Annotated in this window: 13 protein-coding genes and 12 tRNA genes; 20 read left to right on the plus strand and 5 right to left on the minus strand. The window is 56.3% G+C overall.

Annotated elements, in window-relative coordinates:
• Nucleotides 1-42: 42 nt before the first annotated feature.
• From O9H32_RS26750 to O9H32_RS26845, 20 genes are all read left to right on the plus strand, one after another.
• Nucleotides 43-119, plus strand: a tRNA-Met gene (locus O9H32_RS26750).
• Nucleotides 120-132: 13 nt separating this feature from the next.
• A tRNA-Asp gene (locus tag O9H32_RS26755) sits at nucleotides 133-209 on the plus strand.
• A 73-nt stretch (nucleotides 210-282) separates the two neighbouring features.
• Nucleotides 283-357: transfer RNA gene (locus O9H32_RS26760), tRNA-Thr, on the plus strand.
• An 11-nt stretch (nucleotides 358-368) separates the two neighbouring features.
• A tRNA-His gene (locus O9H32_RS26765) sits at nucleotides 369-444 on the plus strand.
• A gap of 23 nt (nucleotides 445-467) precedes the next feature.
• Nucleotides 468-542: transfer RNA gene (locus O9H32_RS26770), tRNA-Gln, on the plus strand.
• A 6-nt stretch (nucleotides 543-548) separates the two neighbouring features.
• A tRNA-Lys gene (locus O9H32_RS26775) sits at nucleotides 549-621 on the plus strand.
• Between the two features lie 19 nt (nucleotides 622-640).
• Nucleotides 641-715, plus strand: a tRNA-Gly gene (locus O9H32_RS26780).
• A gap of 31 nt (nucleotides 716-746) precedes the next feature.
• A tRNA-Gly gene (locus O9H32_RS26785) sits at nucleotides 747-821 on the plus strand.
• A gap of 23 nt (nucleotides 822-844) precedes the next feature.
• A tRNA-Leu gene (locus O9H32_RS26790) sits at nucleotides 845-924 on the plus strand.
• Between the two features lie 7 nt (nucleotides 925-931).
• Nucleotides 932-1,008: transfer RNA gene (locus O9H32_RS26795), tRNA-Pro, on the plus strand.
• A 19-nt stretch (nucleotides 1,009-1,027) separates the two neighbouring features.
• Nucleotides 1,028-1,101 (plus strand) — tRNA-Gly (locus tag O9H32_RS26800).
• 1 nt (nucleotide 1,102) lies between these two features.
• Nucleotides 1,103-1,176, plus strand: a tRNA-Arg gene (locus tag O9H32_RS26805).
• A gap of 274 nt (nucleotides 1,177-1,450) precedes the next feature.
• A complete protein-coding gene (bioD, locus tag O9H32_RS26810) occupies nucleotides 1,451-2,206 on the plus strand; it encodes a dethiobiotin synthase (RefSeq protein WP_269869265.1) in 756 nt (251 codons plus the stop codon).
• 33 nt (nucleotides 2,207-2,239) lie between these two features.
• Nucleotides 2,240-3,244, plus strand: a complete 1,005-nt coding sequence (gene bioB / locus O9H32_RS26815) for a biotin synthase BioB (RefSeq protein ID WP_269869189.1) — start codon at nucleotides 2,240-2,242, stop codon at nucleotides 3,242-3,244.
• 43 nt (nucleotides 3,245-3,287) lie between these two features.
• Complete coding sequence (gene bioF / locus O9H32_RS26820) at nucleotides 3,288-4,433, plus strand: 8-amino-7-oxononanoate synthase (RefSeq protein WP_269869190.1); 1,146 nt, start codon at nucleotides 3,288-3,290, stop codon at nucleotides 4,431-4,433.
• A complete protein-coding gene (locus O9H32_RS26825) occupies nucleotides 4,430-5,239 on the plus strand; it encodes an alpha/beta fold hydrolase (RefSeq protein ID WP_269869191.1) in 810 nt (269 codons plus the stop codon). The genes bioF and O9H32_RS26825 overlap by 4 nt, the downstream gene beginning before the upstream one ends.
• On the plus strand, nucleotides 5,236-6,096 hold the full coding sequence (locus O9H32_RS26830) for a methyltransferase (RefSeq protein ID WP_269869192.1): 861 nt from the start codon (nucleotides 5,236-5,238) through the stop codon (nucleotides 6,094-6,096). The genes O9H32_RS26825 and O9H32_RS26830 overlap by 4 nt, the downstream gene beginning before the upstream one ends.
• Nucleotides 6,097-6,217: 121 nt before the next feature.
• The gene (gene kduD / locus O9H32_RS26835; RefSeq protein WP_269869193.1) at nucleotides 6,218-6,973 is read left to right on the plus strand and encodes a 2-dehydro-3-deoxy-D-gluconate 5-dehydrogenase KduD; all 756 of its coding nucleotides are present in this window, start codon (nucleotides 6,218-6,220) and stop codon (nucleotides 6,971-6,973) included.
• Nucleotides 6,973-7,956 (plus strand): sugar kinase, encoded by a 984-nt coding sequence (locus tag O9H32_RS26840; RefSeq protein WP_269869194.1) that lies wholly within the window; start codon nucleotides 6,973-6,975, stop codon nucleotides 7,954-7,956. The genes kduD and O9H32_RS26840 overlap by 1 nt, the downstream gene beginning before the upstream one ends.
• Before the next feature lie 57 nt (nucleotides 7,957-8,013).
• Nucleotides 8,014-8,676: a bifunctional 2-keto-4-hydroxyglutarate aldolase/2-keto-3-deoxy-6-phosphogluconate aldolase gene (locus tag O9H32_RS26845; RefSeq protein ID WP_269869195.1), complete on the plus strand. Its 663-nt coding sequence runs from the start codon at nucleotides 8,014-8,016 to the stop codon at nucleotides 8,674-8,676.
• 87 nt (nucleotides 8,677-8,763) lie between these two features.
• Here the strand turns inward: O9H32_RS26845 and O9H32_RS26850 are convergent, their stop codons facing one another.
• From O9H32_RS26850 to O9H32_RS26870, 5 genes are all read right to left on the minus strand, one after another.
• Nucleotides 8,764-9,762, minus strand: a complete 999-nt coding sequence (locus O9H32_RS26850) for an aromatic ring-hydroxylating oxygenase subunit alpha (RefSeq protein WP_269869196.1) — start codon at nucleotides 9,760-9,762, stop codon at nucleotides 8,764-8,766.
• A gap of 345 nt (nucleotides 9,763-10,107) precedes the next feature.
• Nucleotides 10,108-14,646: a glutamate synthase-related protein gene (locus O9H32_RS26855; RefSeq protein ID WP_269869266.1), complete on the minus strand. Its 4,539-nt coding sequence runs from the start codon at nucleotides 14,644-14,646 to the stop codon at nucleotides 10,108-10,110.
• 625 nt (nucleotides 14,647-15,271) lie between these two features.
• Entirely contained in the window at nucleotides 15,272-16,615 is a 1,344-nt protein-coding gene (locus O9H32_RS26860; protein WP_269869197.1) for a glutamate-1-semialdehyde 2,1-aminomutase, read from the minus strand.
• Between the two features lie 135 nt (nucleotides 16,616-16,750).
• Entirely contained in the window at nucleotides 16,751-17,614 is an 864-nt protein-coding gene (locus tag O9H32_RS26865) for a PhzF family phenazine biosynthesis protein (protein ID WP_269869198.1), read from the minus strand.
• 345 nt (nucleotides 17,615-17,959) lie between these two features.
• On the minus strand, nucleotides 17,960-19,003 hold the full coding sequence (locus O9H32_RS26870) for an LCP family protein (RefSeq protein WP_269869199.1): 1,044 nt from the start codon (nucleotides 19,001-19,003) through the stop codon (nucleotides 17,960-17,962).
• Between the last annotated feature and the right edge of the window lie 288 nt (nucleotides 19,004-19,291).

Consider the following 19,291-nt stretch of genomic DNA (forward strand, 5'->3'; position numbering starts at 1 on the left):
GCGGTTCGATCCCGTCAGCCTCCACCATAATTGATTTACTGACGCGGGGTGGAGCAGCCCGGTAGCTCGTCGGGCTCATAACCCGAAGGCCGCAGGTTCAAATCCTGCCCCCGCAACCAATTTACTTAGTGTGGAGCCGTGGTGTAGAGGCCTAACATGCCTGCCTGTCACGCAGGAGACCGCGGGTTCGAATCCCGTCGGCTCCGCCATTTTCGTTTATTCGAAACACATCGCAGTTTCGGAAACGAAGAGTTTCTGTAGCTTCGGTGTTTTATTGATTATGCCGTCGTAGCTCAGCGGTAGAGCAACGCACTCGTAATGCGTAGGTCGGAGGTTCGATTCCTCTCGACGGCACCAGTAGTTCTATGGCGGTCGTGGCGAAGTGGTTAACGCATCGGTTTGTGGATCCGACATTCGAGGGTTCAATTCCCTTCGACCGCCCCATTATCTAGAATGATATAGTGCATTGGGGATTAGCCAAGCGGTAAGGCAACGGACTTTGACTCCGTCATGCCTAGGTTCGAATCCTAGATCCCCAGCCATTGCATGAGCCATTAGCTCAGTTGGTAGAGCACCTGACTTTTAATCAGGGTGTCGTAGGTTCGAGTCCTACATGGCTCACTTTTATTACTACCCACTTGCGGAAGTGGCTCAGCGGTAGAGCATCGCCTTGCCAAGGCGAGGGTCGCGGGTTCGATTCCCGTCTTCCGCTCCATCATCTTCACTAGTGCTTGGTTTATTGTTATGCGGAAGTGGCTCAGCGGTAGAGCATCGCCTTGCCAAGGCGAGGGTCGCGGGTTCGATTCCCGTCTTCCGCTCCAACCACCTTCTCCGCACCATACATGCCGGTATGGCGGAATTGGCAGACGCGCGCGACTCAAAATCGTGAGGGAAACCGTGGGGGTTCGAGTCCCTCTACCGGCATTATCAACGGGACGTAGCTCAGCTTGGTAGAGCACCTGGTTTGGGACCAGGGGGTCGCATGTTCAAATCGTGTCGTCCCGACCATCTTTTTATTCTTAATTATGCGGGTGTAGTTCAATGGTAGAACTCCAGCCTTCCAAGCTGGTAGCGTGGGTTCGATTCCCATCACCCGCTCCATGTCCCAGTAGCTCAGTCGGATAGAGCACTCGCCTTCTAAGCGAGTTGTCGGGGGTTCGAATCCCTCCTGGGACGCTTTGTATTATAACGGCAAGCCTTCTACTTTGGTAGAAGGCTTTTTTATTGTCTTTATGGACATTTTTAACTCCTCCATAGTTGATGTCTCTCCTGCTTACGCATTTCAACCAACCTTGTATAGTCCTCCCTGAACGGCAATTTATCCGCTTTAAAAATTTACCATGGAAAATTATGCTTGCTGGGTGGACCCGATTCGAGTAAAATCAAAGCAAGCAAATTGTAAACCATTGTTTGTTTTGATTGGTTAACAATAATTAGGAGTTGAGCGGCGATAGGTAAAGGGCTATTTGTCACGGGAACAGATACGGAGGTAGGAAAAACATGGGTTACTTCCGCACTAGCCGCAGCGATCGTACAGCGGCTGCAACCAGACAAAGATAGAGATAACGTACGCAGATCTATACCTCTTGGAATATGGAAACCAGTACAGTCGGGAACCAGCTTAGAAGATCCTAAGTCGGACAGTGCTAGACTCGTACGAGGCAGCGGTGTAGAGCAGACCGAGACGGAGACCGTCTCAATCACTCTGCTGGCCCCTTTGGCCCCTTGGATGGCGGCTGTACATGAAAATAAGTACATTTCCTGGGATGAACTGGTCGCGGAAGGGAAGCGAAGGATGACTGTAGTGCCGCGCTTGCTGATCGAAGGGGCGGGAGGACTGCTCGTTCCCTTGACGGAGCAGCATATGGTTGCTGACTTGGCTGCTGCAATGAAGCTGCCCTTACTGATTGTAGCCCGAGCTGGGTTGGGCACGGTCAACCATACTCTGCTTACAATTGAAGCTGCGAGGTACAGAGGGCTTACGATTGCCGGGGTTCTGCTGAACGGATACCGGGAGGGGGAGGAGCGAGCTGTAGACGAAAATATCTTGATGATCGAAAGCTTCGGTGCAGTCAGGGTATGGGGCGCGCTTCCTCAGTTGGACGAAGAGCCTGTAACTCCTGAAGAGTGGAAGTGTTGGAGAGCCAAATGGATAGGGATCATGGAGTCACGGACTCGGATGGATGATATTATGGCATTTTTTTAATGTTTTTACGGATAGGTCAATTTAGCGAAGGAGATGGGATACTTGCTAACCACTACATATTCGGATTGGAATGCATTGGCCGTTAAAGTGATCCAGGGGGAATGCCTGACAATGCAGGAAGGGCTGAGCATACTCGAAGCGGCTGATGAAGAGCTTCTTGGCATTATGGATGCCGCATTCCGAGTACGAAGGCATTATTACGGGAAGAAGGTCAAGCTAAATCTCATTATCAATGCCAAAAGCGGATTATGCCCTGAGGATTGCGGGTACTGCTCCCAATCTATTGTCTCTAAAGCGGCGATCACCAAGTACCCCTTGCTTGAGAAGGAGACGCTCGTAGATGGCGCTCGCAAAGCGATGGAGCTTAAGGTGGGTACCTATTGCATAGTGGCCAGCGGACGTGGTCCTACAGGACGGGAGCTTGACCAAGTGGTGGAAGCGGTCAAAGAAATCAAGTCGAGTATGCCGATGAAAATCTGTGCCTGTCTTGGGATACTTAGTGATGAGCAGGCGGTGAAATTAAAAGAAGCCGGTGTGGACCGGTACAACCATAATTTGAATACAAGCAAAGGGAACTTCAGTAACATTACAACCACGCATACGTACGACGACCGGGTAGAGACAGTGGAGAAAGCCAAAGCGGCAGGAATGTCCCCGTGTTCCGGATGCATTATCGGCATGGGAGAGACAAACGAGGAAATCGTCGAGATGGCCTATGCCCTGCGTGAACTGGACGCGGATTCGATTCCGGTTAATTTTTTGAATTCCATTCCCGGCACCCCTCTGGAGCATCGGCGCGATCTCGATCCGCGGCGCTGTCTTAAGGTTCTGGCCTTGATAAGATTAATTTGTCCGACCAAGGAAATCCGAGTGGCCGGCGGAAGGGAAGTCAATCTTCGATCCATGCAGCCGTTGGCTTTATATGCGGCCAACTCGGTGTTCGTAGGGGATTATCTCACCACGGAAGGTCAGGAAGCAACCGCCGATCACAAGATGATCGAGGATATGGGCTTTGAAATTGAGCTCTGTGCCCTATAGAAAGGAGAAGCGGTCACCTGTGTCTCTGCAGCAGCTGAACTGGATGCAAACGGAACTGGAAACGCTGAGAGAGCAGAAGAAGTTCCGTTCCTTGGTGGAATCGAAGCCTCAGCCGGATGGTTGGGTGCTTCGCGATGGACGCCGGATGTTGAATCTGGCATCAAATCACTATTTGGGCTTGGATTCGGTGGAGATGGATACCTCTAATGAAGAATTAGGAGAGCACGGTTTGGGGGCGGGCGCTTCTCGCCATGTGACGGGGCATCATCCGCTCTATACGAGAATGGAAGAGGAATTTGCGGTCTTTAAGGGCACGGAGAGCTGTCTTCTTTTCTCCTGCGGGTATATGGCGAATATCGGGGTGATCCCTGCCTTGGTCGGCCGTGCCGATTATGTCTTCAGCGACCGGCTCAACCATGCGAGCATAACGGAAGGTATTCTGCTGAGCAGAGCGCACAGCTGCCGGTACAGACACCGAGACATCGATCAGTTGGAGGCACAGCTTCAGAAGGCTCCAGCAGGAGTCAAAAAGCTGATTGTGACGGACTCGATTTTTAGCATGGATGGGAGTATGGCGCCTCTGCTTGAGCTGGTGGAGCTTAAGGACCGGTATGGGGCTATGCTGATGGTCGACGAGGCGCACAGCGGGGGCCTGTATAGCGAAGAGGGCCAGGGGCTCATCCATGCCTTGGGGCTGTCGGATCGAGTAGAGGTTCAGATGGGAACATTCAGTAAGGCTTATGGCTGCTATGGGGCTTACGTGGCCGGCGATCGGCTCCTCAAGGAATATTTGACGAATAAGGCGAGAAGCTTGATCTATACCACGGCCCTGCCACCTGTCCTGATCGCCGGCATTCACAGCAGATGGAGGTCGGTCAAAGAACAAGGGGGACGCAGGAGGGACCTGCAGCAAAAGGCGGCGAGGTTCCGGCAAACCCTCCAGCAGGCCGGCTTGGATACGGGCCGCAGCGAGTGCCAGATTGTTCCTCTGCTGCTCGGCAGCAACGAACGGGCTCTAACAGTGAGTGAGCGGCTCCAGCAAGAGGGTATCGCCGCTGTAGCAATCAGGCCCCCCACGGTTCCGGAAGGAGAGGCCCGCATCCGGTTTAGCTTGATGGCAACCCACAGAGACGAAGATCTGGAATGGGCGTTGGAGCATATCATCCGGATAGGACGTGAGGAATCATGAATGGACTACAGACCGAGCGCCGTATGCTGTGGATTCACGGCTGGGGGATGCATCCGGAGATCTGGCCCCATTATGACCGATCCGAAGCGAGGGGCCACGCGGCAGATCAAGCCCGAGGCCTTGTGCCCGGTTGGCACAGCTTCTTCTCATACCATGGGTGCGGCAGCATACAACAGATGGCAGAGCGTCTGAAGAGCAGCATACAGGAAGAAAAGCCTAATGTCCTAGTAGGATGGTCGCTTGGCGGAATGCTGGCGCTTCAGTGGTTGGCAGAGCGGCTGGAGCGGGGCGAGGGTAGAAACGAAGGACGCGGTGAGGAGCTTCCAGTGGTGGTTCTGGTCGGTACTACCTTGCGATTCGTAGATCGTGAACGTAAGAGTGGCTGGCCAAAACGTATTCTCGAACGTATGCTTGCGAAGTTGGGGGAGGTGCCGGAAGCGGTATTGGAACAATTCGCGGTTTCCATGCTGGCTGAAGCGGAGCAGGAGGATAAGGGGCTTCAGCAGAGAGTGAAGGCAGCTGCCCGAAGGACGGATTTTGCTGGAGAGGGGCTGCAGGCCGGCTTGGCTTACTTGATCGAGTCGGATCTGAGGTCTAGCTGGGCGGAACACTTGATTCCGGCGCTGCAGAACAGCAGGCTGCGCCTGCTCTGGATTCATGGAGAAGCGGATCCCGTCTGTCCCCTTGGTGCCGTTCCTGACAGAGTGGAAGGGCTGCAGAAGTGTCTGGTCAGCGGCGCAGGACACCTGCCGTTCCTCACGCAAGAAGGTATCTTCTACGAGCGTATAAAGGAGTTTGCCGAATGACAACGATTGGCATCGATAAGGGAAGAGTTAGACGCCACTTTGACCGGCATGCCCATGAATACGACCGGTATGCGGCCGTTCAGCGTCATATGGCGGAAGAGCTGCAGGCCGGCTTGTGTGAGCGGCGCAATGGGCAGGAGGTTCGGCGCATCGTAGAAATCGGTTGCGGTACGGGGCTGCTGACCGCTATGCTGCTGGATGCCTATCCATATGCAGACGTAACCTCAATCGACATCTCCCCGAAGATGGCGGAAGCAACGAGGCTTCGATGCATGAGCGAAGCGGAGAGAAGGCTTACTGTGCTCACTGCGGATGCGGAAAGCATTCTATTGGAAGCCGAATGGGCACAGGAACGATTCGCCGATATCGACCTCCTGGTCTCCAGTGCAGCCTTCCAGTGGTTTAACGATACAAGGCAGACGCTGAACCTGTGGCTCGGAAGGATGAGCGCTGCAGGCCTTTTGGCGTTCGCCACGTTCGGCCCGGATACGTTCAACGAGCTGCACAGCGCGTTCCGGATAGCGGAGCAGGAGCTGGGCATCGAGCCGCAATCCAGCGGACAGCATTTCATGAGCCAGGAAGAATGGGAGGGGCTGCTGTATTCCTATGACAAGTTCCCTTGGGAGGTGGACTGCAGGGAAGAGCTTGTCTTGCAGCGTTTCGATAGCGTGCTCAGTTTTCTTGACAGCATCAAGAGGGTTGGCGCCGGCAATGCCGTCCAAGACGGGAGGGAAGGCTTCCCTTCGGCCCGCCAAAGAATGAAGAAGATGATCGAAGCCTATACGCAGGTCTATGGCAGCAATGACGGAATTCCCGCCACGTATCAGCTCTATTATACTTTTTATGGAAAAGGGTAGTTTTGAAGGGCGGAGTATGGCACATTGTCGGGAGTTGTCATATAATGAAGGGGTGAAGTTGATCGCAAACGTGTGCAAAACGTCTGTGAAAAGACTTAAAACGCTTAAATGGGGTGTAGAGATGAATATGTTTGATCTGACCGGAAAAGTCGCTTTGGTAACGGGCGGTGCTGTGGGCTTGGGCGGAGGCATTTCGCTGGGACTGGCCAAGGCGGGCGCAGATGTTGTCATCGTCACAAGCAACGACCGTACGCGTGAAGTTCAACAAGAGATTGAAGGCATGGGCCGTAAAGTACATACGATCGTAGCCAATCTCATGGACGAGCAGGCGCTGAAGGGCGTCGTGGAAGAGGCTCTTTCCGTTTTCGGCAAGATCGACATTCTCGTCAACAACTCGGGCATCATCCGCCGGACACCGGCAGCCGAGCACGGGGCGCAGGATTGGCACGATGTGCTTAACTTGAACCTGAATTCGGCGTTCTTCCTGTGCCAGCTGGTGGGCCGCGAGATGATCAAACAAGGTTCGGGCAAAATCATCAATATCGCTTCCCTGCTGAGCTTCCAGGGGGGGATTAACGTGCCGGGCTATACCGCTTCGAAGCACGCGATCACCGGTGTTACCAAGGCACTTGCTAACGAATGGGCCAGCAAAGGCGTTCAGGTGAATGCGATTGCACCGGGCTATATGTCGACAGACAATACAGCTGCCCTGCGTGCTGACGAAGAACGCAGCTCGCAGATTCTGGTCCGTATTCCGGCTGGGCGCTGGGGCACGACGGAGGATCTGCAGGGACCTGTCATATTCCTGGCGTCCCCAGCATCGGACTATATGAACGGTCACGTCCTGTGCGTGGACGGCGGATGGATGGCACGATAATGGCAGACAGCGGACATAGAACAGAACACCAAATGTTCCGTCCGGAAATCATCACCTTCGGAGAGACGATGGCGCTGATTATGCCGGAGGGCTCCAAAGGGATCGAGTATTCGGGCAGCTTCCAAGGGCTGTTCGGCGGAGCGGAGAGCAATGTCGCCATCGGCATATCCCGACTTGGTCACCGTGCGGGGTGGTTCAGCCATCTTGGCAAAGACCCTTTTGGCCGGATGATCCTCAAGAAGATCCGTGGGGAAGGCGTGGATGTTTCCCGAGCGGAACTGACGGCGGAAGCGCCTACAGGTCTTATGCTGCGGGAAGTCGTGTCCGGCAAAACTTCCGTCTACTATTATCGCAAAGGTTCGGCTGCCAGTCTGCTTTGCCCGGAGCATCTTGATGAAGAATATATCGCCCAGGCGAAATATCTGCACATCACCGGCATTACGGCAGCACTGAGCGAGTCCTGCCGCGACACGCTGCGCGAAGCGATTCGGATCGCCCGCAAGCATGGCGTGAAGATTTGTTTTGACCCCAATCTTCGTCTGAAGCTGTGGACCATCGACGAAGCGAGAGAGGTTCTTCTGGAGCTGGCCCGGGAGGCGGATTACTTCCTGCCGGGGCTCGATGAGCTCAAGCTGCTCTATCAGACGGAGAGCTTCGATGACATCATAGCCAAGCTGGGCGAGCTGAAGGCGGTCTCCATCGTTAAGGGCGGCGAAGATGAGACCTATGTGGTGGAGAATGGCGAAGTCTCGGCGGTTCCCTACTACAAGGCGGAACAGGTTATCGATACGGTGGGCGCGGGGGACGGGTTCTGCGCGGGTTTTTTCGTGGGCCTGCTCAAAGGATACAGTCATCTCGAAGCCGTACGTCTCGGCAATCTCATCGGCTGCATGGTTGTTCAGATGGAAGGCGATTGGGAAGGCATTCCCACATGGGAGCAGGTAGAGGCCTTCCTGAACAACGTTAAGCACGTAGAACGATAAGAGGTTGCCCGAAGTTCAGGGAGAGTTCATCCAAGTGGGTTAGGGAGGATACGGGGAATGAAGAAGCTGCAGCTGGTGCAGAAGATTGTGAATGAAGGCGTTGTCGCGGTTCTGCGAGGGGATACACCGGATGAAGTAGTGGAGATGGCGGAGCAGGCAATTGAGGGCGGCATTAAAGTCATTGAGGTCACCATGACGGTTCCCTTTGCTCTCCAGGCCATCGAGAAGCTCGCTAAGAAATACTCCAGTACGACTCAAGATGCGGCCCGTTATGCGATTATAGGAGTAGGGACCGTGCTCGATCCGGAGACGGCCCGTGCGGCCATTCTAAGCGGTTCCGAGTTCGTCGTCGGGCCTTCGCTCAATCCGGACACCGTGACTCTGTGCAATAGGTACCGTGTGCCTGTGATGCCAGGCGTCATGACCATTCAAGAGATTCAGCGTGCCCTGGAACTCGGTGTAGACGTCGTGAAGCTGTTCCCGGGCAATCTGTATTCTCCAAGCATGATTAAAGCGATTAAGGGGCCTCTGCCGCAGGCGAACGTGATGCCGACCGGCGGTGTATCGCTTAGCAACCTGAGCGAGTGGATCCAGGCCGGCGCGGTAGCCGTGGGCATCGGATCGGATCTCACGACCGAAGCGGTCAAGCAGCAGGATTACAGCCTGGTAGCCAAGAAGGCGGCACAGTATGTAGAAGCCTACCGTGCAGCTAAGGCATAATGACGAAGGATATAGAAGACAAAAGGTGCTCTTCCCTATGGAAGGAGCACCTTTTGGTTTTTGGGCTGAATAGCACGAAGGTTACAGTTAACGGTACGTATCGCTGACGGTGACACGAGGCTCTTCGCTCGTCAGGAATTGATACCAGCGCTGCCGGAACCGCACTTGGGGCCCATCGGCTCCTACATGGGCTTCCATACGCAGTGCGTCCGGGATAGGGCGGGGATGCTGGCTCTCGACTACGGAGCGGTCTTCCTCCAGAATCTTGGCACTGTATTTGGAGAAGATGCGGCTCATGCCGGGCAGCTTGGCAAAATTCCTTCCGGCGTATCCAAAGATGGCGGTGACCTCCCTGTCAATGGGCGTAAAAGTCACGTAATTGAGAAACCGTCTTCGACGGGGCTCGGCAGGGGAGAGCAGCCACTGTTGTGGGAAACGGTATTCGAGCAGTCCGCTGCCATTGCGGATCGTGATCATGTCCCCTTCGGCTTCAAAGTCGATATGGATGTCTCGCGTACTGTTCCTGCCGATCGTTCGCCGGTGTACGATCGGCACATGAGCCACATCAATGACGCTCTCGATAACCCGGGTCAAGTGTGCCTGCCATACGGCATCATAAGGAGCGAGCGTGATATCCGGATCCTCGAGTGCAGGAAATACAGTGAGCGGCGGAGGGAGCATGCCTTCCATCTTGCGTAAAGGCATAGGATAAACCCAGAGCAGTCCGGTCCGTTCGACGGCCGGATAAGTGTCCGTGTGCGCGAAGGAGGGGATAGGTTTATCGGGATGGGCCGGAATGGATGTGCAGTGCCCCATTCCATCAAAGGTCCATGCATGATAAGGACACCGGAGCAGGCCGCCTTCGCAGCTTCCAAGGGCAAGGTCTGCCCCTCTATGAGGGCAGTAAGCGTGAAGTGCATGCAGCCCGCCACCCGCATCGCGGAATAGAACGATATCGCGGCCGGCGATCCGCTTCTTAAGGGGGCGGCCGGATTTCAATTCTTTAGCCCATCCCACCGCATACCATACACAGGGAAATAGGTCATGGTCTCCTTCTCGGCTTGATCGATAACGCTCATCGGACATCGTAATCCCTCCCGAATTTATCAAGTGATAAGTTTAAGTCGCATAGAAATTTAACGTGTAGCGTGGGATGTATGCACCATTGTAGTTGGCGCATCATACGGTCATCATTACCCTGAAATTATACTTGTACAAACACTATATAGCCTTGGACGGGTAACTAAAGAAACGCTGGGCACCCGGAAGTTGCATGAATGAGGGAGCGAATGAGAATGACGAAGGCTTGTCTAGACTCGTTGGTGAGGGGAGAACGGTGAGGAGCACGCGCAAAAAACAGCCTCCCGTATGACAGGAGGCTGTTAGTTTAGTAGACATTGCTAGTTATAGTGGAAAATCGACATCAATATGCTATTCCGTAGCGACGGATTGATCTGCCTGCAGGTTGACCGGAGCGATACGTACAAAGTTCGCCTGGAGGTTAGCCAGCAGTCTTTCAATCGTTGCAGCGGCTTCCGCTTGGCCGGAGTTCGCCAGTTCTTCACGGTAGATGCTGAGCAGCTCCGTGAGGTCCTTGGTGCTTTGAGGTCCGATCTGTTCGATCTTCACTTTGGCGCCTTTGGCGATCCGCCGCTCGAGAGCAGCCTGATCGAGGCCCATCTCAGGTACGAGACGCTGATAGATCACACCGCCGGTCATCCCTGCGCAAATCCATGGACCCGGGTCGCCGAGAACGACGGCACGGCCGTTAGTCATATACTCGAACGCAAAGCCCTTCAAGTTCGCCCGGGAAGCCAGACCGCCCAAATCATCACGCAGCGGAGTCGTAATCTCGCCGCCGAAGATGACGTCTGCACCCGAGAAGCGGATGCAGGCACGGGTATCGGCATTGCCCTGGATCAGGAAGAGACCCTTCTGTGCGCCGTAACCGAACGATTTGCCGACGGAACCGTTGATGAACTGCTTGTGCTTGCTGTGTGCCTTCAGGATGGCTACTTTGCCGCCAAGGGACATCTTACCGACGCCGTCTTCAGCACCGCCATGTACCGTAATGTCTACGCCGCGTGCATTGAATGCGGCAAGACCGTTACCCGGTACGGAGCCATCCGTCATCGTGATGTTCACAGGCGGCAGGTTGTCGTAGCTGCCGTCGAAGCGGTCTCTTACGCGGTGGCTTGCATAACGTGCCCCGAGAATACGGGATTCCGCATCGACTTTGCTCCAAGTCCGTTCAACCGGCGCATGGAACGATACGGTATCCGGGAAGAACTCCTGGCCTTCGGCACCGGCAGCGATCCGGATATCGGAGGAGATAGCAGCCGCTACTTCGGCATGGGCTTCCTGCGCAGCAGCGAAGGAGAGTGGAGCCGGACGAAGCAGGTCGGACAGGTCGATCCGCTCGAGGTGCGAGATCTGCTGGAGCAGGTCGGAACGGCCGACAAGTTCCTGCAGGTTCTTGAAGCCGAGCTGGGCAACGGTCTCGCGAACTTCTTCGCCAATGCCGCTGAATACGCGGATGAGGCCGTCTACAGCCAGATCGTAGACACGAGGCACGAAACGGCGAAGACCCTTCTCTTCCGCTTCTTCCTTGGAATCGATCTGCGTAGCGATACCTACGTGGCAGGTATCGAGGTGACATCCGCGGCAAGTCGTACATCCGATGGACTGCATCGCGATGGAACCGAAGCCGACGCGGTTCGCGCCGAGCATGACCATCTTGACCACGTCCTGGCCGGACTTCATGCCGCCGTCGGACCACAGCTCAACGCGGTGGCGAAGACCTGCATCGATCAGGGCCAAGTGGGCGAGCTTCGTTCCAATCTCCGTAGGCAGACCTACGTGGGTGATGGAATGAATCCGCGCCGCACCTGTTCCTCCGTCAAAGCCGGAGAGGGTGATAACATCCGCGCCAGCTTTGGCTACGCCGACGGCGATCGTGCCGACACCCGGTACGACCGGAATCTTCACGATGATCTGCGCCTTGCGGCCGGAAGCTTCCTTAAGCTCGGAGATGATCTGCGCCAGGTCCTCGATGGAATAGATATCGTGGTTGTTGGACGGCGAGATCAGGTCGGAGCCGATCGTGGCATTCCGTGCTGCAGCGATCTTCGCTGTAACCTTGGAGCCCGGCAGGTGACCGCCTTCGCCCGGCTTCGCGCCTTGACCGATCTTGATCTCCAGGAAAGCGACAGCATTGGCGAGTTCGACGTTGACGCCGAAACGGCCGGAGGCCACTTGGGCACCGCGCGTACGCTTGTAGCGTCCGAGCATGTCTTTGATCTCTCCGCCTTCGCCGTTCATCGTGACCATGTTCAGGCGCTCGCCAGCTTCCGCGTAAGCACGGAAGGCAGTTTCGTTCTGCGAGCCGAAGGACATGGAGGAGATGAGCATCGGCAGGCTGTGTCCGCCGATACCGATCTCGACTTGCGACGGTTCGAGCGGCTTGCGGCCTTCGCTGTGAGCCTTCTCGAAGTCGAAGCCCGCCACGTGGCGGATCGAGATACCGTTCTTCTTCTCTTCTTCACGGAGCTTATCGCGGTAGTCCGCGTAAGGAGCCGCGCCGGAAGCCGTATCGCCGAGGGCCTTCCACATACGCTGGAAGAAGCGGAAGTTCTTCGCAGCTTTGGCTTTCGGATTCGTGAAGTCATTGTAACGCGCTTCGGCGTCTGCTTCGAGCTCGGCATAACCTGTGCCGGCTTTCTCGCTGCCGAGGTAGTTGACGATATCGAGCACGTCGGCCAGCTCCGGCTTCAGGCCGATGGACGAGAAGAAGCGGGTGTAGCCGCGCAGCTCATGCGTACCGATCGTGGAGATGACTTTCTCCAGACCCTTCATGAGGGCTGCGAATACTTTGCGTGCCGCCGGGGCTCCGTCTTTGGACGCTGCCGTAGCAAACATCACGTAAGGAGACAGAACATCGGCACCAAGGCCACAGGCGACGGCAATGTCATGCAGGTTGCGAATGGCTCCACTACGCAGCACGACCGTGGTCTGGCGGCGTAAATTGTCGCCGAATCCGAGCTTCTCGGCTCTCAGGGCAATGTCCACCTTGGAGACGGCCAAATGCGGATCCATCCACAGACGGTCGTTCTGATGAGCCTCGCTGTCGTCAAGGACGAGCAGCAGGGCGCCGTTCTTGACAGCCTGGACGGCGTCTGCCGCGAGCTGCTCCAGAGCCGCTTCGAGCGATCCGCCGCGAGGGAACGTAGTCGAGAGTACCGCTACGCTGGCTGCGCTTGGGCCGCCGAACAGAGTGACGAGCTGCTCCAGGCTAGGCTGCTTCAGCTCGGCCAGAGACTCGATGCCGTTGCTGCCTTCAAGGACGACCGGGTACAGGATTTCCACACGAGGGCGGGCATCCGGTTCGCCGTATACTTTCGGACGGGGGCCGACGATAACGCGGGTGGAGAAGTGCTCCATCTCACGGTCGCGGTCAATCGCCGGGTTCGTTACGACGGCTACGCTTTCCTTGATGAAGTCCGGAATGTTCTGGCGCTCCCATGCGAGTGCCGCATGCGGGCTGTCATGTCCGAGGGAGCGGATCGGCTCGGCGCCGGTTTCGGCAGTCGACTCGATCATGGTGATCCCGTCCCGGTCCCAGCCGAACGCGCTGTATACCGCATCCGTCGGTACGATGTCGGACGATGGAGCCGCTTCGCTTACAGCCACATCCTGGATCAGATGCTTGCGCAGACCGTCAAGGCCTACACGCCCCGAAGCGCGCTTCAGGACCAGGTTCTGCACTTCGAAGTAAGGAATAACCTGTACATGTTCGCCCGGTGTCAGAACTACACCGATCTTCTCGCCTGGGGCGATAGGCTTAGGATCAGCGACCATTTCGCCTACCGTGATGACGCCCTGCTCCGAGGAGAAGTACAGCGACGTGTCGCTCTCTACCATCCATACCGGACGAAGACCGAGGGCATCGACGCTGAAAATACACTCGTTGCCGTATCGGGATACGATCCCTGCAGGCCCTTGGGCAAAATGTCCCCAAGTTTGACGGTAGTAAACGTAGAGATCCTGCAGCTCCGGACGGAACAGCTTCATCTCGTTGTGGATCGGCGGGAAGACGATCTCCATCGCTTCGAACAAGGAGATGCCGGAGCGATGAATGAACGTTTCGATCGTACGGTTCATGTCCTGGGAGTCACTGCCCCCGTCGACCAGCGGTACGCCGACCATATCGGCTTCGATGCGAAGCTTTTTCACCGTGTTGATCTCGCCGTTGTGGCCGAGAAGGGAGAAAGGCTGTACGCGGAAGAAGCTCGACTGGGTATTCGTGGAATAACGGTTATGGCCGATCGTAACCTGGGCTGCGAACAGCGGGTCACGGGTATCGTTAAAGTATTTCGGGAGGATGCTTGCGGCACCCATCACTTTGTAAGCGGCGGTTACGTTGCTCAAGGTGGCGACGTGCACCGTATATTGATCTTCGATCGCTACATGGAGCTCAAAGAGGTGATCGGCGACTTTCACTTCCTGCTTCTCGCAGAGGCCTGCGACCTGCCAGAACGTAGGCTCATCGTTGCGGCCGTTCGGGCCGAGTACGGAGCTGTCCACTTGATTCTCCTGCTCCATCAGGATGCTCACGTCGAACTTCGCAAAAAGTCCGCGGATGCCTTCCTGCATCTCGGCTGCCGACAAGTCAAGCTTGCGCGGCACGAAGATGTGGGCCACGGAGAAGCGCTCATCGTAAGCGAGCTTGCCGTCGAGACCGGCTTCCTGCAGCTTCTTCTCCCACAGGGCTCTCGGAATGTCCGTCAAAATACCGCAGCCGTCTCCTTCGCCATTGATGAATCCCGAACGATGCTCCATCTTTACGAGCGCTTCGATCGTTTTCTGGATGTTGTCACGGGAGGGGAACCCATCTTTCTCTACAATACAAATGATGCCGCAGGAGTCATGTTCGGTGGCCAAAAGATTCTGAAAGCGACCTTCATCACGCATAACTTGATTCATTCTAGTGGTCAGCAGGCTGACCGTCACCTCCCATGTAATTGAGTTGCGGTTTCGTCCATAATAGAAGGTTCTGTTCATGATCTTAGAACGTATATCGCAAAGCTCTATACCGGCTCTAAATCACGGAGAGTAGCGAAGCCGCTTTGTAACTCGCGGCACGGCACCCGATCCCGATGCTGCTGCAAAGAAAGCGGACATAGCCAAATGGGCAGAAGGGGTGAATAAAAATACATTTATTCTGCATAAATGGCGCGGCCGACGTGTTCCTACTCCCCAAATCGGGGATGGGAACTGGGCGATAATAAAAAAATAAATGTGCCCAAGTCGACAAAATGAGCGCATATCCTCGTGGCTATCATGGCGAAAACCTTACAATTAGCCGATGATATTGGGTTATAAAGTATTTATAGGATACCATGAAAATGCATTTGAGACAATAGAACTTTCAGTAAAGCAACCAAATGTAAGCGTTATCTATTGTGCATAAGTGGTGAATAAAGGCAATTTTCTTGCGATTTCATTAGGGTTATAAAAAACGAACGAACTATTATCGGTCTTCGATAATAGTTCGTAATTGAGGTGATAAATGGTTTTTATTATGAAGTGGAGTCCTTTATTTCATGCGGGAGAAGGCACGCCGCGCCGCCTCGATCGTAATGGCGATATCTTCATCGGTATGGGCCGTGGTTGTAAACCAAGCTTCATATTTGGAGGGGGCGAGACAAATCCCTTCTTCCAGCATGTACCGGAAGAAGGCGGCGAAGCTCTCACCGTCGGTATCCTGCGCTTCGTCATAATTCGTGACGGGATGTGAGCAGAAGTGCGTCGACAAGGCGCCGCGGATGCGGTTGATCGTCAGGGCGATACCGTGCTCCGCCGCGGCGGACGCGAGCCCGGTCTCCAGCGCCGCTCCGAGCCGGTCGAGGCGCTCGTATGTGCCCGGCTCGCTCAGGGCTTCGAGGCAGGCAATGCCCGCCGAGATCGAAGCCGGATTGCCCGCCATGGTGCCGGCCTGGTAGGCGGGACCGAGCGGTGCCACCTGCGACATGATCTCCGCCCGGCCGCCATAAGCGCCGATCGGCAGTCCGCCGCCGATGATCTTGCCGAGCGCCGTCAGGTCGGGCTCGATGGCGGCGTAGTCTGTGCCTGTCGGCAGGCCGGCGAACGTGGAAGCGGCGCCGTAGTGGAAGCGGAAGGCGGTAATGACCTCGTCATAGATGACGAGGGAGCCGTTGCGCCGGGCTGCGCCGCACAGCGCCTCCAGGAAGCCGGGCTGCGGCATCACCATGCCGAAGTTGCCGACGATCGGTTCGACCATGACGGCGGCAACATCGTCGCCCCAGCGGGCGAGCGCTTCGTCCAGCGCACGCGGGTCGTTGAACGGCACGGTGATGACCTCGTGCGCGATGGACACCGGAATCCCGGCGCTATCCGGGATTCCGAGCGTGGAGGGCCCGGAGCCTGCGGCGACGAGCACCAGATCCGAATGGCCGTGATAACAGCCGGCGAACTTGATGATCTTGTTGCGGCGGGTATAGGCGCGGGCCACGCGGATCGTCGTCATGACGGCCTCGGTGCCCGAGTTGACGAAACGGACCTTGTCGAGCGAGGGGATCGCTTCTTTGAGCATGCGGGCGAAGCGGATCTCAAGCTCTGTCGGCGTGCCGTAGAGCGTGCCGTTCTCGGCCGCGCGGACAATGGCCGCCGTGACATGCGGGTGGGCGTGGCCGAGGATGACCGGACCGTACGCCGCGAGATAGTCGATGTAGCGGTTGCCGTCTTCATCCCAGAAGTAGGCTCCCTGCCCCCTATTCATGAAGACGGGGGCACCGCCTCCTACGGCTTTGAATGAGCGGGACGGCGAGTTGACGCCGCCTACGATATGCTGGAGCGCTTCTTGATATAAGGATCCGGAGCGCGGTCTGGCGGCATCTCCGGCGGAAGCATGCTGGTTCATGAGTATGTAACCTCCCAAGGCGAATGTAGATAGGCAAAGGGAACAGGAAGCAAGCTCTCCCCTGCAGGTGCCGCCCTGTCCCTTGGCTTCATTATACGGTATCGCCCGGCGAAGAGGAAACGCACCGGCTCGTCTTTACAGCCGCGGGGCGTGGGCTAACCGGCCCCTGAGCATCGTGACGGCTTCTCCGGCGATCCGTACGCGGTCTCCCGCTGCCTCCAGATACAGCACTCCGGTTCTCGAGGAGCACTGGAGTGCGGTCATCCGGTCCCTGCCCAGCTTGTTCCGCCAGTAGGGCAGCAGGGAGCAGTGGGCCGAGCCCGTAACGGGGTCTTCATTAATGCCGAAGGAAGGGAAGAAGCAGCGGGATGCGAATTCGTACCGATCATCGGACGAACGGGCCGTTGCCAGGAGACCCTGGAAGGAGAGGGAGCCCAGAGCGGCATAGTCGGGGTTCAAGCTCCGTACGGTTTCTTCGGAGTCGAACTCAAGCAGGAGATACTGTCCGTTCGTGGCGGCCTCTACTGGCCGGACGCCGCCAAGCATAGCTTCGACCTGCCGGGTCAGCCCCTGCTCTTCCAGATCGAGCGGGGATACCGACTCCATCGGAAAGTCGAGAGAGATGCGGCCTTCTGCGGTCCGCTCGGCCGTCAATAATCCGCTGCGGGTATGGAACCGCAGCAAGGCCGCAGGATCGGCTGCCCCCGTCTCCCAGAGGTAATGGGCGCTGGCCAGCGTAGCGTGGCCGCAGAGATCGACCTCCACGGCGGGAGTGAACCAGCGGAGGCGGAAGCTCCCGTCTTCTTCTTTCCACAAGAAGGCGGTCTCGGAGAGGTTCATCTCCATGGCGATCTGCTGCAGCCATTGCTCCTCAGGGCGGACACGAAGCAGGGTCACGGCTGCCGGATTGCCGCGGAAGGGTCCCTCGGCGAAGGCATCGATGATGTGAAGCTCGGGAAGCGTCTCGGCGGGCGTTGTCTTGTACAAGGTCTCGGACATGGGTGAATCCTCCTTATGGGATATAGGGTTGAAGTGGATATGAGGAAAGTGTAACAGAACCGGAGGCCGGACAGTAACAGTACAGTAGTACAGTTGAGAGGCAGAGGGGGACGGGCGTCCCTGAGTGCCGACGTTGACGATAACTGCACTGGGGGCTGCAACGGGAAACGGGAGGGACGAGGTTGAACCGCACTGCCAGGCTGCAGTACGGCAGGCGCTCAGACCGGGCACAGCAAAAAGGAGGCCCACGGGCCTCCTCCTTCCCCAACGCATGGGGGTTCTCATCCAAAAAATCTTAACGCCGTGCATGATTCGCGGGGCGTATAATTCATGGTGTCAACCAAACTACTGCTTCTTGGCCGCGCTTGTACCCGAACCCGAGGCCCCGCTGCCGCTCTTCGTTCCGGCCTTCTCGGCTGGAGCAAAGGGATCGCGTCCTTCGAAGAGGGCTTTGATGTAGCTCTGCAGCTTGTCCTTGTTGACGCTGAGCACTTCGGCGCCGCCGACACGCTTCTCGATCACGAGCTCCGTCGGAGGAATCTGCGAGGATACCATGCCTTCGGTCTTCGCTTCAAATGCGAGGGTGCCGAGTTTCAGCATGTCCGTCGTCGTCAGGTTCGTAGAGATGTACGGATCGATGCTGCTCAGCACCTTGGGCAGGCGGATGAGCGAGCCGGTCGACTGCATCTTAACCGCGACCGCCTGGATGAATTTGCGCTGGCGCTCCGTCCGGGAGAAGTCGCTGAGGGCATCGTGACGGAAGCGGACATACTGCAGCGCTTTTTTGCCGTCGAGCTGCTGCAGGCCCTTCTTCAGGTCAATGTCGTATTCGTGGCCGTCAGCGGAGTCCTTATACTTCATGTCCTTCTCTACATCGATCTCAATGCCTCCGATGGCGTCGATGAGGGCGATGAAGCCTTTGAAATCCGTATAGACATAATACTGCACCGGGATGCCGAGCAGGTCGCTGACCGTCTTCATGGCGAGATTCGGTCCGCCCGTGGCAATGGCCGTGTTAATCCGGTCCTCTCCGTGCCCGGGGATTTTGACATAGGTATCCCGCAGAATGGAGAAAAGATAGGCTTTCTTCGTCACCGGATCAATGGAGGCGACCATAATGGAGTCGGAGCGGGGGATTTCATTCTTCTTAAGCCCGCGGGAATCCCCACCGAGGATCAGTACGTTCACCCGCTGCTTGCCTTCCCACTTCGGCGGGGTGTAAGATTCGGCAGTGCCCACCTGCTTGGGAGTAAGGCCCCCCCACTTGGGCGAAGCCGGGTCATCTTGAATGTTGTTTGCAAAACGGAGAAAAGAATATGTAAAATAACCAATACCGACGAGCAAAATCGTAATCAATAAACCAAACGTCCATTTTAGCGTACGGGCCATTATCGATCGGTTCCTTTCTTGAAATACCAGAATGCGTCCTGCTGCGAAGAAGCGCCTGCTGCCTCTGATATTTAATGGGGCCGGGCACAGAGCCCGGGAGAAGGGTATGCTATCTGTACCCCTGTACGATAGGGAAAGATCAACACAGCACGAAGGAGTTCACCGGTATCCGGTTCAATCGTTATGATTCATTATAAAAGTTAGAGCCGCTTCCCTGCAAGCTTCGGCAAATTATGACAGAAAGGTGTGAACTGCATTGACGCTTGCTATTGATGTCCAAGGACTGCG

Source organism: Paenibacillus caseinilyticus (genome assembly GCF_027533645.1).
Taxonomy (GTDB): Bacteria; Bacillota; Bacilli; order Paenibacillales; family NBRC-103111; genus Paenibacillus_G; species Paenibacillus_G caseinilyticus.

Coding starts and splice junctions, on each gene's coding strand:
- O9H32_RS26845 (WP_269869195.1), top strand. CDS start 8,014: ATGAAGAAGCTGCAGCTGGTGCAGAAGATTGTGAATGAAGGCGTTGTC.
- O9H32_RS26850 (WP_269869196.1), bottom strand. CDS start 9,762: ATGTCCGATGAGCGTTATCGATCAAGCCGAGAAGGAGACCATGACCTA.
- O9H32_RS26825 (WP_269869191.1), top strand. CDS start 4,430: ATGAATGGACTACAGACCGAGCGCCGTATGCTGTGGATTCACGGCTGG.
- O9H32_RS26860 (WP_269869197.1), bottom strand. CDS start 16,615: ATGAACCAGCATGCTTCCGCCGGAGATGCCGCCAGACCGCGCTCCGGA.
- bioB (WP_269869189.1), top strand. CDS start 2,240: ATGGGATACTTGCTAACCACTACATATTCGGATTGGAATGCATTGGCC.
- O9H32_RS26840 (WP_269869194.1), top strand. CDS start 6,973: ATGGCAGACAGCGGACATAGAACAGAACACCAAATGTTCCGTCCGGAA.
- O9H32_RS26870 (WP_269869199.1), bottom strand. CDS start 19,003: ATGGCCCGTACGCTAAAATGGACGTTTGGTTTATTGATTACGATTTTG.
- O9H32_RS26865 (WP_269869198.1), bottom strand. CDS start 17,614: ATGTCCGAGACCTTGTACAAGACAACGCCCGCCGAGACGCTTCCCGAG.
- O9H32_RS26855 (WP_269869266.1), bottom strand. CDS start 14,646: ATGCGTGATGAAGGTCGCTTTCAGAATCTTTTGGCCACCGAACATGAC.
- bioF (WP_269869190.1), top strand. CDS start 3,288: ATGCAAACGGAACTGGAAACGCTGAGAGAGCAGAAGAAGTTCCGTTCC.
- kduD (WP_269869193.1), top strand. CDS start 6,218: ATGAATATGTTTGATCTGACCGGAAAAGTCGCTTTGGTAACGGGCGGT.
- O9H32_RS26830 (WP_269869192.1), top strand. CDS start 5,236: ATGACAACGATTGGCATCGATAAGGGAAGAGTTAGACGCCACTTTGAC.